General features: G+C 34.3%; 15 protein-coding genes. 4 read left to right on the plus strand and 11 right to left on the minus strand.

Going from position 1 to position 15,013, the window contains the following annotated elements; genetic code table 11:
- The first annotated feature begins 84 nt into the window (after positions 1-84).
- The gene (locus tag RM538_RS10590; RefSeq protein ID WP_311333406.1) at positions 85-516 is read left to right on the plus strand and encodes a cytochrome c oxidase assembly factor Coa1 family protein; all 432 of its coding nucleotides are present in this window, start codon (positions 85-87) and stop codon (positions 514-516) included.
- Here RM538_RS10590 and bioA read toward each other — a convergent pair.
- Genes bioA through RM538_RS10605 form a run of 3 tightly spaced genes read right to left on the minus strand, consistent with a single transcriptional unit; the run spans position 508 to position 3,535 of the window.
- Positions 508-1,773: an adenosylmethionine--8-amino-7-oxononanoate transaminase gene (gene bioA / locus RM538_RS10595; RefSeq protein ID WP_311333407.1), complete on the minus strand. Its 1,266-nt coding sequence runs from the start codon at positions 1,771-1,773 to the stop codon at positions 508-510. The two genes, RM538_RS10590 and bioA, sit on opposite strands and share 9 nt — an antisense overlap.
- Positions 1,770-2,384 (minus strand): dethiobiotin synthase, encoded by a 615-nt coding sequence (gene bioD, locus RM538_RS10600; protein WP_311333408.1) that lies wholly within the window; start codon positions 2,382-2,384, stop codon positions 1,770-1,772. The genes bioA and bioD overlap by 4 nt, the downstream gene beginning before the upstream one ends.
- Positions 2,381-3,535, minus strand: a complete 1,155-nt coding sequence (locus tag RM538_RS10605) for an aminotransferase class I/II-fold pyridoxal phosphate-dependent enzyme (RefSeq protein ID WP_311333409.1) — start codon at positions 3,533-3,535, stop codon at positions 2,381-2,383. Before RM538_RS10605 ends, bioD begins: the two co-directional genes overlap by 4 nt.
- A gap of 43 nt (positions 3,536-3,578) precedes the next feature.
- On the opposite strand from RM538_RS10605, the gene RM538_RS10610 reads away from it, so the two are divergent.
- Positions 3,579-4,118 (plus strand): GNAT family N-acetyltransferase, encoded by a 540-nt coding sequence (locus RM538_RS10610; protein ID WP_311333410.1) that lies wholly within the window; start codon positions 3,579-3,581, stop codon positions 4,116-4,118.
- A gap of 64 nt (positions 4,119-4,182) precedes the next feature.
- On the opposite strand, the gene RM538_RS10615 is transcribed toward RM538_RS10610, so the two are convergent.
- The 8 genes from RM538_RS10615 to RM538_RS10650 all read right to left on the minus strand — a co-directional run bounded on the left by RM538_RS10615 (position 4,183) and on the right by RM538_RS10650 (position 13,634).
- Positions 4,183-4,458, minus strand: a complete 276-nt coding sequence (locus RM538_RS10615) for a F0F1 ATP synthase subunit delta/epsilon (protein WP_311333411.1) — start codon at positions 4,456-4,458, stop codon at positions 4,183-4,185.
- Positions 4,459-4,547: 89 nt separating this feature from the next.
- Positions 4,548-6,053: a F0F1 ATP synthase subunit beta gene (gene atpD / locus RM538_RS10620; RefSeq protein WP_311333412.1), complete on the minus strand. Its 1,506-nt coding sequence runs from the start codon at positions 6,051-6,053 to the stop codon at positions 4,548-4,550.
- A gap of 160 nt (positions 6,054-6,213) precedes the next feature.
- Positions 6,214-7,659, minus strand: a complete 1,446-nt coding sequence (locus tag RM538_RS10625; RefSeq protein WP_311333413.1) for a choice-of-anchor B family protein — start codon at positions 7,657-7,659, stop codon at positions 6,214-6,216.
- A gap of 45 nt (positions 7,660-7,704) precedes the next feature.
- The gene (locus tag RM538_RS10630; protein WP_311333414.1) at positions 7,705-8,598 is read right to left on the minus strand and encodes an aminotransferase class IV; all 894 of its coding nucleotides are present in this window, start codon (positions 8,596-8,598) and stop codon (positions 7,705-7,707) included.
- A 2-nt stretch (positions 8,599-8,600) separates the two neighbouring features.
- Positions 8,601-9,320 (minus strand): sulfotransferase-like domain-containing protein, encoded by a 720-nt coding sequence (locus RM538_RS10635; protein ID WP_311333415.1) that lies wholly within the window; start codon positions 9,318-9,320, stop codon positions 8,601-8,603.
- 34 nt (positions 9,321-9,354) lie between these two features.
- On the minus strand, positions 9,355-11,202 hold the full coding sequence (glmS, locus tag RM538_RS10640) for a glutamine--fructose-6-phosphate transaminase (isomerizing) (protein WP_311333416.1): 1,848 nt from the start codon (positions 11,200-11,202) through the stop codon (positions 9,355-9,357).
- A 14-nt stretch (positions 11,203-11,216) separates the two neighbouring features.
- Positions 11,217-12,761 carry a BamH family beta-barrel-assembly machinery protein gene (gene bamH / locus RM538_RS10645; protein WP_311333417.1) on the minus strand — a complete coding sequence of 515 codons (1,545 nt, stop codon included), beginning with the start codon at positions 12,759-12,761 and terminating at the stop codon, positions 11,217-11,219.
- A 60-nt stretch (positions 12,762-12,821) separates the two neighbouring features.
- Positions 12,822-13,634 carry a glycogen/starch synthase gene (locus RM538_RS10650; RefSeq protein ID WP_311333418.1) on the minus strand — a complete coding sequence of 271 codons (813 nt, stop codon included), beginning with the start codon at positions 13,632-13,634 and terminating at the stop codon, positions 12,822-12,824.
- Positions 13,635-13,736: 102 nt separating this feature from the next.
- Here RM538_RS10650 and panC point away from each other — a divergent pair, with 102 nt between their 5' ends.
- Positions 13,737-14,582, plus strand: a complete 846-nt coding sequence (gene panC, locus RM538_RS10655; RefSeq protein WP_311333419.1) for a pantoate--beta-alanine ligase — start codon at positions 13,737-13,739, stop codon at positions 14,580-14,582.
- 79 nt (positions 14,583-14,661) lie between these two features.
- Positions 14,662-15,012 carry an aspartate 1-decarboxylase gene (gene panD, locus RM538_RS10660; RefSeq protein ID WP_311333420.1) on the plus strand — a complete coding sequence of 117 codons (351 nt, stop codon included), beginning with the start codon at positions 14,662-14,664 and terminating at the stop codon, positions 15,010-15,012.
- The last annotated feature ends 1 nt before the right edge of the window (position 15,013 follow it).

The raw sequence follows: 15,013 nt of genomic DNA on the forward strand, positions 1-15,013 counted from the left end.
TGTAATTTAGAGCAAAAATAAGTGTTCTTTTTAAGCTCACTTCAATTTAAATTAATAAATCTCCCGATTTTTCGGGCAATGTATATGGAAGAAAATACAAGAAAAGAAAGTTGGTTTAAACGTAACTGGAAATGGGCCGTTCCAACTGGTGGTTGCTTACTAATTATTATACTAATCATAGCATTTGCAGGAACTATATTTTATGGAGTTACTTCTATGTTTTCTGAATCTGAACCTTATAAAACAGCCTTTGAATTGGCAAATAACAATGAAGAAGTAACCTCTGTACTAGGAAGTCCTATTGAAAATGACGGAATGATTAAAGGTTCTATCAATCTAAGTAATGATGATGGAGAAGCCTTTTTTGATGTGCCAGCAAAAGGCCCTAATGGAAATGCAATTATTACCGTGGATGCAACAAAAACTAATGGCAATTGGACATATGAAGTACTAGAAATTAAGTTAGAAAGCACTCAAGAAATTATTGACTTAAAACCTGACAAGTTGTTAGACTAGCAATAGACTCTCCTTGATAACATCATACACTTTTTGTAACTCTATATCTGAAATAACATAAGGGGGTAATACATAAATGGTATTCCCTAAAGGTCTTAAAAAGACCCCTTTTTCCATAAAGAAATCAAAGAGTTTGTTTCTAGTTACTCCATAACGCTCCATAGTTACTTCTAGGTCTATTGCCAAAATAACCCCTAATACTCTTGTAGCTTTTATTTTAGGATTGCCAGCAATGTTAGCTTTAAATGCTTTATGACTTTTATTAATACGCTCAATATTGTCTTGCATTTCTTGAGAACAAAGCAAATCAATCCCTGCAATTGCAGCTGCACAAGCTAAAGGGTTAGCACTATAGGTATGAGCATGAAAAAAACCTTTTGCAATATCATTATCCAAAAAAGCATTGAATATACTTTGCGTACAACTCGTAATGCTCATTGCAACCATACCTGCGGTAAGTGCCTTACTTAAACACATAATATCTGGTTGTGATTCTAAATATTGAGAGGCAAAATGTTTTCCTGTTTTTCCAAAGCCTGTCATTACCTCGTCTGCAATGCAAACTATATCGTTCTCTTTACAAAGTGTTATTATTTTATCGAGTCCTTCAGCTTCATGGAATTTCATCCCAGCAGCTCCTTGCACTAAAGGTTCATATATAAAACCAGCACATTGATTGGTTGCTAGTATTTCTTGTAGTTTTTTAAGAACCTCATCTATGTTTTCTTTTCTAGGTGTGGGAATACGTTCTACTTTCAGAAAAAAATCTTCAAAGGGACCGTTATAAACCGAAAGCCCAGAAACACTCATTGCACCAAAAGTGTCTCCGTGAAACCCTTCTTCAAAAGCAATAAGTGTATTTCGTTTTTCTCCTTTGTTGTAATGATATTGTAGTGCCATTTTAATTCCCGCCTCTACAGCAGTAGAGCCATTATCATTAAAAAACACTTTTTTTTGATTCTCAGGTAGAATATTAAGTAGCTTTTCTGAAAGTTCTACAGCAGGTTCATGGGTAAACCCAGTAAACACTACTTGATCCAATGTAAGCATCTGCAACGCAACTCTTGAGGCAATAACTGGATTACAATGACCATACATTGCGGTATACCAAGAAGCAATACCATCTATATATTCTTTACCATTTTCGTCACGCAGTACAGCTCCTTTTGCTTGTATAATTGGAATAGGTGGCGCAGCAGTTTGATGCTGTGTTAAGGGGTGCCAAATGTGCTTTTGATCTCTTTCTGAAAGGGTCATAACTTTTCTTTAAAGATTTCTCCGTACTCCGAAATTACGTGTTCGTTAATATAAGGTTCTTCATCAATGCGACCTAAAATAGGAACTCCAGTTTTTGAAGCAATAATGGCTTCAGTAGTTGGGTGTTCTGTACCATTAAAAATAATACCTGAAATAGTTAAATTTCTTTGTTTAAGCGCCTGTATAGTAAGTAAAGTATGATTTATACTTCCTAAGTAATGTTTTGAAATAACGATTACTTTATCATTTGGTTCTATGAGGTCTGCGATGGTTTCTTTTTCGTTTATTGGAACGAGAAGTCCTCCTGCTCCTTCAATCACAAGATTGTTTTTAGATTTAGGGCGTTTTATATTTTTTACTGAAATATCCACTCTATCAATTGCTGCTGCTGCATGAGGACTCATTGGGGTTTTTAAATTGAAAGCACTTTTATGAAATACTGTTTTAGGGTTAGTCACCCATTTTTCAACTTTATGGGAGTCTGTATTATCCAAGTCTCCAGCTTGTATGGGTTTCCAATAATCTGCTTGTAATGCTTGAGTAATAATAGCCGAAACTACTGTTTTACCAACTTCAGTAGAAATTCCAGTAATGAAATAGGTTTGAATCATCTTACAAAAGTAGCTAATACAGTAACAAGTTTTTCTATTTCTTCTTGCGTATTAAAGCTATGCAGGCAAATACGTAGTCTTTCTTTTTTCTCTGGGACAGTAGGAGAAAGAATAGGTTTTACATCAAAGCCACTTTTGTCCAATTTATTTGAAAGGTTTTTTGCAGCATCGTTTCCTGAAATCAAAAAGGAATGTATCGCAGAATTGCTTGGAATAAAATAATCTATTAAGTTTTGATTTTTATTATATAAATGTAATATTCCAATATTTGAATGTAACGATTTTATATTTTCTTTTCCAATGTCACTCATTATATAATTGTAAGAAGCTATTACAGATGCAACACTATGTGGAGGTAACGCAGTCGTATAAATAAAACTTCTTGAGAAGTTTATTAAGTAATCTATAAGGTTTTTGCTACCTAAAATAGCTGCTCCATGGCACCCTAGTGCTTTGCCAAATGTCACAATCCTTGCAAAAATGTCATCTTGTAATCCTAAACTTTGCGTTATTCCTTCTCCATTTTTGCCTATTACTCCTATAGCATGAGCTTCATCTAAGATTAAATGACATTGATATTTTTTGCAAAGCTTTGCCAATTCTTTGATGTTTGGTTGGTCACCGTCCATAGAGAAAATAGACTCTGTAACTAAATATAGTGAGGTATTTGTAGTTTTTGTTTGTGACCGCAGGGATAATAGTTTTTCAATATCCATGAGATCGTTATGCTTAAACTTATACGCTTTAGCGTTACTCATTTTAATACCATCACGTATAGAGGCATGACATAGCTCGTCATACAAAATAATATCTCCACGTTGTGGCACACAACTAAAAAACCCTGTATTAGCGTCATATCCACTATTATAAATAAGTGCCGATTCAACTTTGTGAAAGGTAGCGATAGTATCTTCAGCGATTTTATATAAAGAATGATTTCCCGAAAGTAAACGCGAACCTGTGGCTCCGTTTACTTCAAGATTATGTTCTTTAAGCAGTTTTGACGCTTCTTGAAAAATAGACTTATTGGTACTAAGTCCTAAATAATCATTAGAGGAAAAATCGATTAACTCTTTAGGTTTACCTAAGCTCCTAAATGCATTTGCAGCTTTACGTTTTTCTATTTTATGGTGTAATTTTTTGGGTAGCATTACTCAAAGATACGGAAGTAAAAATATTGCATATATTTAGAATATGATTTGTTATAAACAGGCTAATACAATTAAAGAACTTAAGCAAATACTAGCCTTACAAAAAAGGAATCTTCTCTCAGGAATCTCTGAAGAAGAAGCAAAAAAGGAGGGGTTTGTTTCTGTACATCATACGTTAGAACTTTTACAACAAATGAATGAAAGCTGTCCACATACAATTGCTAAAGACGGTGATACTGTGATTGGGTATGCTTTAAGTATGCATCCCAAATTTGGGAACTCTATAGAAATGCTTAAACCAATGTTTACAGAGATAGATACTGTTACTAAAAAGAATTCCACTCTAAAAAACTATATAGTAATGGGACAAATTTGCATTGATGTAGCATATAGAAAGCAAGGCATCTTTAGGGAGTTATATACAGCAATGAAAGCTTTTTTATTACCTACTTTTTCAACCATTATTACAGAAGTCGATATCAAAAATAATCGGTCTTTACAGGCACATTACGCTATTGGTTTTAAGAAGCTATCTACTTATTCTTCTGGAGGGCAGGATTGGGAGTTGATATATTTAATTTAAAAAGACCTCACAAGTTTTAAAAACCTGTGAGGTCTAGTATATTAATTTTTTTGATTTGCTAAGTTTAATCTGCCAATACAATCACTTTATTGTTATTCATCTCTACAGTACCTCCATTAATAGGCAGTATCCAAGCTCCATCTTTTTGAGTAAACTTACCTTCAAAACCTTCAGCAATAGTTGGGTTGCCAGTAAACTTTACTTCTCCCTCTACTAATAGTGATACAATAGCAGCGTGATTATTTAACATTTGAAATGAACCATCTACTCCAGGAACAGAAACTGATGTTACTTCTCCTGCAACTATTGATGCTTCTGGTGTTACTATTTCTAAATACATAGTTAAACTTGTTTAACTACTCCCTTGAAAAAGGGAGTCTTGTTTTTATATAGGCCCTTCGACTACGCTTAGGGTGAAAATCTCATTAATTATGCTTCTGCAAGCATTTTTTCTCCAGCTTCTATTGCTTCTTCAATAGACCCTTTTAGGTTAAAGGCTGCTTCTGGAAGGTGATCTAATTCACCATCCATAATCATGTTAAATCCTTTAATTGTTTCTTTAATATCTACCAATACTCCTGGGATACCTGTAAATTGCTCTGCTACATGGAAAGGCTGAGATAAGAAACGTTGTACACGACGTGCACGTCCTACCGCCATTTTATCTTCTTCAGATAATTCTTCCATACCAAGGATGGCAATAATATCTTGTAATTCTTTATAACGTTGTAATAGCTCTTTTACTCGCTGTGCACAATCGTAATGCTCATCTCCTAAGATATCTGCTGTCAAAATTCTAGAAGTAGAATCTAGTGGATCTACCGCTGGGTAAATACCAAGCTCTGCAATTTTACGAGATAATACTGTTGTTGCATCTAAGTGAGCAAACGTTGTTGCTGGTGCTGGATCGGTAAGGTCATCCGCAGGTACGTATACCGCTTGTACAGATGTAATAGATCCTTTTTTAGTTGATGTAATACGTTCTTGCATCGCACCCATCTCTGTTGCTAAGGTAGGTTGGTATCCTACGGCAGATGGCATACGTCCAAGAAGTGCTGACACCTCAGAACCTGCTTGCGTAAAACGGAAAATGTTATCTACGAAGAAAAGTACATCTTTTCCTTGGCCATCTCCTGCTCCATCACGGAAGTACTCAGCAATAGTTAATCCTGAAAGTGCTACACGTGCACGTGCTCCAGGTGGCTCATTCATCTGCCCAAATACAAAGGTTGCTTTAGACTCTTTCATAGCTTCTTTATCAACCTTAGTAAGATCCCATCCTCCTTCTTCCATAGAGTGTAAGAAATCGTCACCGTACTTAATAATTCCAGATTCTAACATTTCACGTAAAAGGTCATTTCCTTCACGTGTACGTTCTCCTACTCCAGCAAATACAGAAAGACCACCGTGTCCTTTTGCAATATTATTAATTAACTCCTGGATTAATACTGTTTTACCTACTCCGGCACCTCCAAATAATCCAATCTTACCTCCCTTTGCATACGGCTCAATAAGGTCGATTACTTTAATCCCTGTAAATAAAACTTCGGTAGAAGTTGATAAATCTTCAAATTTTGGAGCTTCACGGTGAATTGGCAATCCGTTGTCTCCTTCTTTAGGTAAGTCTCCAATACCATCAATAGCATCTCCAATTACATTAAAAAGTCTTCCGTAAACATCTTCACCAATTGGCATTTGTATAGGAGCTCCTGTTGCTACAGCATCTACACCACGGCTTAAACCATCTGTAGAGTCCATTGAGATAGTACGAACTGTATTCTCTCCAATGTGAGATTGTACCTCAAGGATTAATTTATTTCCATGATTATCTACTTCTAAAGAATCGTAAATCTTTGGAAGCTCTGCTCCGTTTGCAAATTCAATATCTACAACTGGGCCAATAATTTGTGCAACTTTTCCTGTAACTTGTGACATGCTGTACTTGTTTAATTTTAAGTTATATACAAGGGGTTACACCACCTTGTTTTTGAACGGTGCAAAGATAGTTTTTTCTTATCTAAAATAACAATGGAATTTTACTATTTTTCTGAAGTTATTTTTTTTGGTTAAATAACACCTAGGTTGCACTAAAATACTAGTGCTTTATCACTCGTATTGAAGATTGATTATTAACTGAAACCATATACATCCCACTAGATAATAATGAAATATCCAAAACTTTACTATCTGCATTTATGTTACTTTCTTCTAACAGTAGTTTCCCAGTTACATCAAACAATTTAATTTCATTAATTACTGAAGAATCTCCACTATTAACAGTAATTTTATTATTTGCAGGGTTCGGAAAAACACTAAAGCTAGTTGTAGCTTGAGAAGGAGTGTCCAGTATTATATTGTTTTCAGCGAGAACAAACAATCCTCCGTTGTCTGAAAAATTACTAACTACTAAATTTCCGCTTTCAAAAAAAGGATATACATTCCAAGCGCCGGGATCACCAATACTAGCACTCGTGTTGTCATCTGCAGGCCATGTGTCAAAAAAGCCAACTTCAGTAATATTCATATTGTCAATATCACTTAAGTCAAGTACTCTCATTCCAGCTGTATAAGCAGATAAATATGCTTTATCTCCTTTTACATAAATGTTATGGTCTACTGCTGGCGTGTTGCCAAAATATTCCATGTGTACTACTGGATTGTCCAAATCTGTAACATCCATCACAATTATACGTAGATCATTACCATTAAAAACCTCATCAAGCTCATCTGTAACTAAGAAGTATCTATGATCTTCTGTTAACCAACCTTGGTGCGTATATTGAAAGTTATTGTAGCTAAGAGAATTGATGTTTTGAGGATTGTTTTTATCACTCACATTTACAAAGACAACTTCATTTTCATTACTACCAATATATAATTCTATTCCTTGATAGTCTGTATCTGGACCATTGTAAATCACTACTTGCGCATCGTGTGTGTAGCCATCATTTGCATACCCGCCTGCCGCAATTGGGTTAGTAGGGTCTTGAATATTTACAAAATGTGCCCCGCCAGAAAATGTATCTGTTCCAACTCCGTAAGCAAAACCTGTATCTGTATTAATGGCAACATTATGTGCACTACCAAAACCCGTATAGACACCGTCGTCTGTAAAAGCTACTGGAGGGTTTGTAACATTTCTAAGCTTTGTTAAATCAAAGATTTGCATTCCATGCCCGTCAATTTCACTGACTATAAATGCATAATTATTATAAACTTTAACATCATGCCAGTTCCCTCTAAATTCATCCAAAACTGGCGAAATCAACTTACCAACATAAATAGGGTTAACAGGGTCTGTGATATCTACATAGGCACTACCATCTCTTAAACCGATTATAGCGTATTCTTTCCCTGTATCAGGGTCTGTCCAACCCCAAGAGTCATTAGAAGAATTAGCTCCAAAAGTTGATAAAGGAATGTTAGATTGTAAACCATAGTTATCGCATGGAAATCCAATAGAGTTTCCAGAACTACATGGGGTTTGTGCTGTTAGTGTAATTGTAAATAATACACCAATAGAGAGTAATAATTTTTTCATAGTCTTTTTCTTTTTAGGTAAATGTAAGTAATTAAAGACAAAGGCTTAGAGAGTCTCACAATAGCTTCTAATATTTTCTTTAAATAGGTCCAGTACTTTTTTCATTAAAGTATTATCTCTATTAATTTCTCTTCCATCAATTTCAACAATAGGGGTTAATTCGCCCATAGTTCCAGTTGCAAATACACCGTCTGAATTATACCATTGCGCAAGTGATAAGTCAGCCTCAATAATCTTGATGTCATTGGACTTGCAAAGTTCCATTACTGTATTCCTAGTAATCCCTGGCAAACAAGCATGTGCAAAAGGGGTATATATTATATTGTCTTTAACCATAAAGACATTGCTCCCATTAAGTTCTGCAACAAAGCCTCTGTCGTCAAGCATAAGTCCAGCATCTTTTCCTGCAATATTAGCTTGGATTTTTGCTATGATATTGTTTAGTAGATTGTTGTGGTGAATCTTACTATCTAAAAATTGTGGGCTATTTCTGCGCTGGCTTGTACTTATTACCTTTATTCCAGTAGCATTATCGTAAACTAACGGCTTCCACTCTGCTAGTACAATTAAGCATGAGCCACTTTGGTTAAGCCTAGGGTCCATACCACTTGTAATTTTTTCACCACGCGTAAGGGTAAGTCTAATATGAGTATCATCGTTCATCCCGTTTGCCTCTAAGGTCTGCTTTATGGCATTTTTTATAAAATCTTTACTTGGGATATCTACAAAAGCTAATGTTTTTGCACTCTCATAAAGTCTGTTTAAGTGCTTATCTAAACAAACAACTCCCTCAGGATATACACGCAATCCTTCCCAAACAGCATCTCCTCCCTGAACAGCACTATCAAATACAGATATTTTTGCTTCCTCTCTGGAGTATAATCTGTCCTTAATAAACACCTTTATATTATCATTTTTTGGATTGGCTTTTTGTAGCATATTTAATTTTTTAATATTTCTTTTTTTAATATTTCGTAATAGGATAGTGCTTCATCTAGTAATGCATTAAACCTTTCTGGCATCGCATTACTACTTGATTTTTGTGCTGAAAAACCTGTAGAATTATGTACGTTTTTATACCAATGTTTTGCCCAAACCCCATCTTCTTTAATACCTCCTTTTTTCCATGATAGCATTTCTGATTGAAAAGGAATATGAAGCAATGCACATAACTTTTTTAAATAGCCTTCCGGATCTTTAAGTAGCTCATCACTATCTATAACAATAGGTGTTTTATTTTTTTTCTGAAGATATAAAAAAAGTTCTGCTGCTTTTTTTATACCAATATCATTTATAGATGGGTTATCAATTACTTTTGAAAAAGAGGTGATTAGTTTCTTTGGATGCCTAATTAAAATTACATTATTCCAATTTAGAATATGCTTAGGTGTATTTGAAAAGTAATGGTGCGCCATTCCTTTAACGAACATATTTGATTTTTCTGAAAGTTTTTCGATATTATTGGTTATAGCCTCTTTACTTGTATCCATTGTTGCTGCTATTTCCTCTTCTGAAGGGTGCTTAACAACAATTGAGGCATGCTTTAAATAGTATCCATAATACGGCTCATCCACCACTTTAGTATCATTGCGTTGAGCAAAGGAATACATGATTGCAGTAGATAGGTTTCGCGGTCCTGAAATAAGATTTATAACTTTCACAGAATAAAAGTAAAATTATTCTGCGAAAACAATACTATTCTACTGTAACAGATTTTGCTAAGTTTCTTGGTTGGTCTACATTTTTACCAAGCATAACTGCAATATGATAAGATAGTAGTTGTAATGGAATTGTTGTTACAAGTGGTGTTAAGGATTCTGGAGTTGCAGGAACCTCCATGATGTAATCTGCCAATTGCTTTACTTGAGTATCACCTTCGGTGACTACAGCAATAATTTTTCCTTTCCTAGCCTTAATTTCTTCAATATTACTTACTACTTTTTCGTAATGATTGCTATTTACAGCAATAACTACAACAGGCATTTGCTCATCGATTAAAGCAATAGGACCATGTTTCATTTCTGCAGCTGGATAGCCTTCTGCATGAATATAGGAAATCTCTTTTAATTTTAACGCTCCTTCAAGAGCAACTGGAAAATTGTATCCTCTACCTAGGTATAAAAAGTTTGCAGCATCTTTAAATACTTGAGCAATTTCTTTAATTTTAGGTTCACTTTGCAGCGCTTCTTCAACCTTAGAGGTAATAGATTCTAATTCTCTTAATTGTAACATATAGTCACTTTGAGAGATTGTTCCTTTTACATTAGCAAGACGAAGTGCTATCATTGTTAATACTGTAATCTGGGTTGTAAAAGCTTTTGTAGAAGCAACTCCAATTTCTGGCCCCGCATGAGTATAGCTTCCTGCATGCGTTTCTCTAGAAATAGTAGACCCTACTACATTACAAACTCCAAAAACAAAAGCTCCTTTTTGTTTCGCCAATTTAATAGCTGCGAGAGTGTCTGCTGTTTCTCCACTTTGCGAGATAGCAATAACAACATCTTTCTCAGTAATAACTGGGTTTCTGTATCTAAATTCTGAAGCGTATTCTACTTCAACAGGTATTCTGGCAAGATCTTCAAAAATGTATTCTGCAACAAGACCTGCATGCCAAGATGTACCACAAGCAACTATAATAATCCTATCAGCATTAGTGAATTTTGATAGGTTATCTTCAAGTCCACTCATTTTAATAATGCCTTGATTTGCTAACAACCTACCACGATATGTATCTTTAATTACACTAGGTTGCTCATAAATCTCTTTGAGCATAAAGTGATCGTACCCTCCTTTTTCAATTTGTTCAAGATTAAGCTGAAGTTCTTGTATGTAGGGTGCGACAATTTCGTCACCTTTAATTTTACGAACTTTCACATCTCTCCCTCTTCTAATAATTGCCATTTCTTCATCTTCAAGATAAATAGCATTATTTGTGAATTCTATGAAGGGTGTTGCATCACTAGCAACAAAAAACTCATCTTCTCCAATACCAATTGCTAGAGGGCTTCCTAGTTTTGCAACAACAATTTCGTCTGGTTTATTTCTGTCAAAAAGAGCAATAGCATAGGCTCCAACAACTTGGTTTAATGCAATCTGAACAGCTTTACCAAGCTTTACATCTTCTTGTTTTTTAACTTCTTCTATTAAGTTTACTAGCACTTCTGTATCAGTATCTGAAGTAAACGTATACCCTCTATTTATAAGTTCTTTTTTTATAGAAGCGTAGTTTTCAATAATTCCGTTGTGGATAATTACAAGGTTCCCACTATTAGAATAGTGTGGGTGAGAATTGATATCATTAGGTACTCCATGTGTCGCCCATCTGGTATGACCAATCCCTAAACTTCCGTTTGTAGATATTTCTTTAGAAACTCGTTCTTCAAGATCTGCAACCTTACCTTTTGTTTTACTTAGTTTAATATTAGTCCCATCATACAAGGCAACACCTGCACTATCATAGCCTCTATATTCTAATCTTTTTAATCCATTAAGAATAATAGGATATGCATCCCTTTTACCTATATAGCCTACGATACCACACATATAAAATTGCTTTGTTAATTAGGTTCTGTATAAAAAATTTGGAGTTTTAATCTTTTTTCTTCGTTTGCGGTATTATTCCCAAATAAAATGGTTCCTTCTGGGGAAATAACGCTACTTGAAGGCACTCCATTTACACCAGGAGCTTGTGAGTTTTGTAAATCCTGAAATCCTCCAAGCAAAACATTTTGAGAAACCATTAACCCAAGAGGGACATTGGTTGAATCATTATTTATTAAATTACTTATATGGTCTGTTATTCTTATTTTGTAAAAATCTCCAGCATTATCTGTTCCTCTTTCTAATCTACCTAAGTGAATGGTTAAGGCATCTACTATGGGGGTTTGAGAAGCTGTAATATCGTTTGCGTAATCTGTTAACACTCTTTGGTTTGTAGCATCAAAAATTATTACTCGTTCTGGCTCTCTCTGTCCCGACTCTATACTATTTTCATCAACATAAAAAATTAAATTAGCTTCATTAACTAGCCATTCTCTGTTTCTTAACTCCTCCAACTCTTCTGGGACTCCATCATTGTCTGCATCTTCTCCAAAAAGCTCTATTACAGAAACTATTCCATCACCTCCTTTTAAAAATAAGTTTTCTTCTCCATTAAATATATCAGGGTTATCTAAAGCGTCTTGAACCTCAGCAGGAAACTCATTTTCAAAAACATTTACATTAACTCCGTTAAAAGATAACTCTAGATCATCTGTGCCTCTCCCATTTTCTTCATCTTCATCATCAAAACTGTAAAAAAGAGTAATATTAGCATCACCAATATCAAACAGGAAAAGGTTTTCATCATCCACATCAGAGGTAACTTGAAAATATATCCCTCTAAAAAAATCAACAAAATTATTATTGTTTAAAAGTACAGGGTCTCCCTCTTTCTCAATAATTCTTTCAGTAAAAAAATCAACTGGCAACAATACTCGTATGCCAGGCGCAACATTTTCTTCATCATCTTCACCCTCATTAAACACAAAACCTTCATTACTAGGAACAAAATCGTTAATTGTTGTAATTTCTTCTCCAAGGAAGTTTTCAAATGTTTGACCTTGATTAGAAAAATATTTTTGTCGCTCTTCAAAATTTGTAGATGGGTCCAATTCTCTTAACAAGAAATTAGACTCAAACAAAGAAATGTCTATTGGACTATTGCCAAACAAAGAATCTAAAGTATAGGTTATTCCATCTTCTGTTTGGGTTGCTTCACTAAAAAAAGGCACATACAGGACTACACTATCTAGTATAGGTTCATCCCCAAATTCTGGGTTAGTTGAACTTAATCTTACTTGACTCAATAAGTTTACTGTAGATTTCCCGTAAGTAGGATCGTTATAAACACCTAATTGATATAAAGGAAGGTTGTTGCTTTCTACTGGTAAGAGCTTTCTACTATATGCAAGAACACTTCTAGAGTCATCCATTTGGATATTAGAACCATCACCTCCAATTACCTCCGCACCAATGCTAGAAAATTCTTCCTCGCATGATGCTAATCCTATAATAATTACTAATATGGCAATTACTCTTGGAATTATATATTTTGTATTCATTAATTTTTTTGTTTTGCGTTCTTTATTTGCAAAGACGACAGGAAATCTAATAGATTACAACTATTCTTCTAGAACCTTGTTTTGATAGAAATCTAGATAAGCCTCTTCTGTTTCATCCATTGGCACGTATTGTAAAACCGGTTTTGAAATTTCTTCAATATAACTAGACAATCCTTTAGAAACTTCGCTAGACGCTACTATTACAGCATCAGAATTGTCAATAGCAACTTTCATTACATTTTCGTAATTAGGAGTGTCTAATAGCTTAATTGCGTCATCATCAATTGCATCAAACAGAATTTTGTCTTTTATTTTCTTATCTAACGTTCCTTCAAAGCCATGATTGTATATAGAAGTAACTATTTTACTGTTTTCAAAAAGGGGCTCATTACCATAATAGTTTCTGAGGTATAATGGCAGAAAAGAAGCTAGCCACCCGTGTACATGAATAATGTCTGGTGCCCAGTTTAATTTTTTAACAGTTTCAATAACCCCTTTTGCAAAAAATATGGCTCTTTCGTCATTGTCTTTAAAAAGATTTCCATCTTCATCTGCATACGTAGCTTTTCTTTTAAAATAATCTTCATTATCAATAAAATAAACCTGCATTCTCTCTTTTGGAATTGAAGCTACTTTAATAATCAATGGCATATCTAAGTCATTAATTACTAGATTCATACCACTTAAGCGTATTACTTCATGTAATTGATGTCTACGTTCATTAATATTACCATAACGAGGCATAAAAATTCTAATTTGCCCGTTATTGTTATTTACCATTCTAGGTGCTTCAAACGACATTGAAGAAATCTCTGTTTCTGGAAGATATGGTATCACTTCTGAAGATACATATAAGACTCTTTTATCTTTCATAGGAATATTTTTATTGGCTTTCTTTGTAAAAGGATGCAAAAATACGAAATTTTATGCATATTGAGGGTAATAACTTAAATTTGAAGCATCTTATAATCTTGCATGAAAATCTTTTACACAAAAGCAGCTTTAAGTAAAAACTTAAAAACAATTAAACCCTCAAAAAAAATTGGGTTAGTTCCTACTATGGGAGCATTGCATAAAGGGCATCTTAGCTTAATTGAACAATCTATAGTAGATAACGACCACACAATTGTTAGTGTTTTTGTAAATCCTACGCAGTTTGATAATGTGTCCGATTTAAAAAAGTACCCAAGAACTCTAGAAGAAGATGTTAACTTAATTAAATCTCTAAATAGCAAAGTATTCATTTTTGCACCAGAAGCAGAGGATTTGTACGGTGGAGATGTAGTTTCAAGGAAATTTAACTTTGGTGCAATTGCCAACGAAATGGAAGGAAAGCACAGAAAAGGACATTTTGATGGTGTAGGAACTGTTGTAAGCTTACTCTTAAAGGCTGTAAAACCAACTCATGCCTATTTTGGAGAGAAAGATTTTCAGCAGTTACAAATTGTACGAAAGCTAGTTGAAATTGAACAAATTGATACTACAATAAAAGGCTGTCCTATTGTAAGGGAACAAAATGGAATTGCATTGAGTTCTAGAAATAAAAGACTTACACAAGAGCAATTTGAAGCTGCAACGCTTATTTCGCAATCCCTTAAAGAAGCAAAAAAATTATTTAAAACTACTTCTATTAATAAAATTACAAACCATATTAAAGCAAAGTTTAATGCCAGCTCACATCTTGAGTTGGAGTATTTTGAAATTGCAAATGTAAAAACGCTTAAAACTGCTTCTAGAAAAAGAAAAGGTAATGAGTACAGAGGCTTTATTGCTGCATTTGCAGGAGAAGTTAGGTTAATAGATAATATGGCTTTAAACTAGTTTTAAAGCAAACTTCTTGACTTTTGTCAAAATTTAATGAGATAATTTAGATTCTAAAATCTAGTTGTATCTTTGCAGTATGCAAATACATGTAGTAAAATCTAAAATACACAGAGTAAAAGTTACAGGTGCAGACCTTAACTACATAGGGAGCATTACTATTGATCAAGATTTAATGGATGCTGCCAATATCGTGGAGGGTGAAAAAGTACAAATAGTAAACAATAACAATGGCGAGCGCCTTGAAACGTATGCTATTCCTGGTCCCAGAAAAAGCGGTGAAATCACGTTAAATGGTGCTGCTGCCAGAAAAGTAGCTCCAGGAGACATCCTTATTTTAATTACGTATGCCATTATGGATATTGAGGATGCCAAAACGTTTAAACCTTCCTTGGTTTTTCCTAATGAAGCCAATAACTTATTAAACTAGT

The organism is Patiriisocius hiemis, assembly GCF_031846325.1.
Classification (GTDB): Bacteria; Bacteroidota; Bacteroidia; order Flavobacteriales; family Flavobacteriaceae; genus Patiriisocius_A; species Patiriisocius_A hiemis.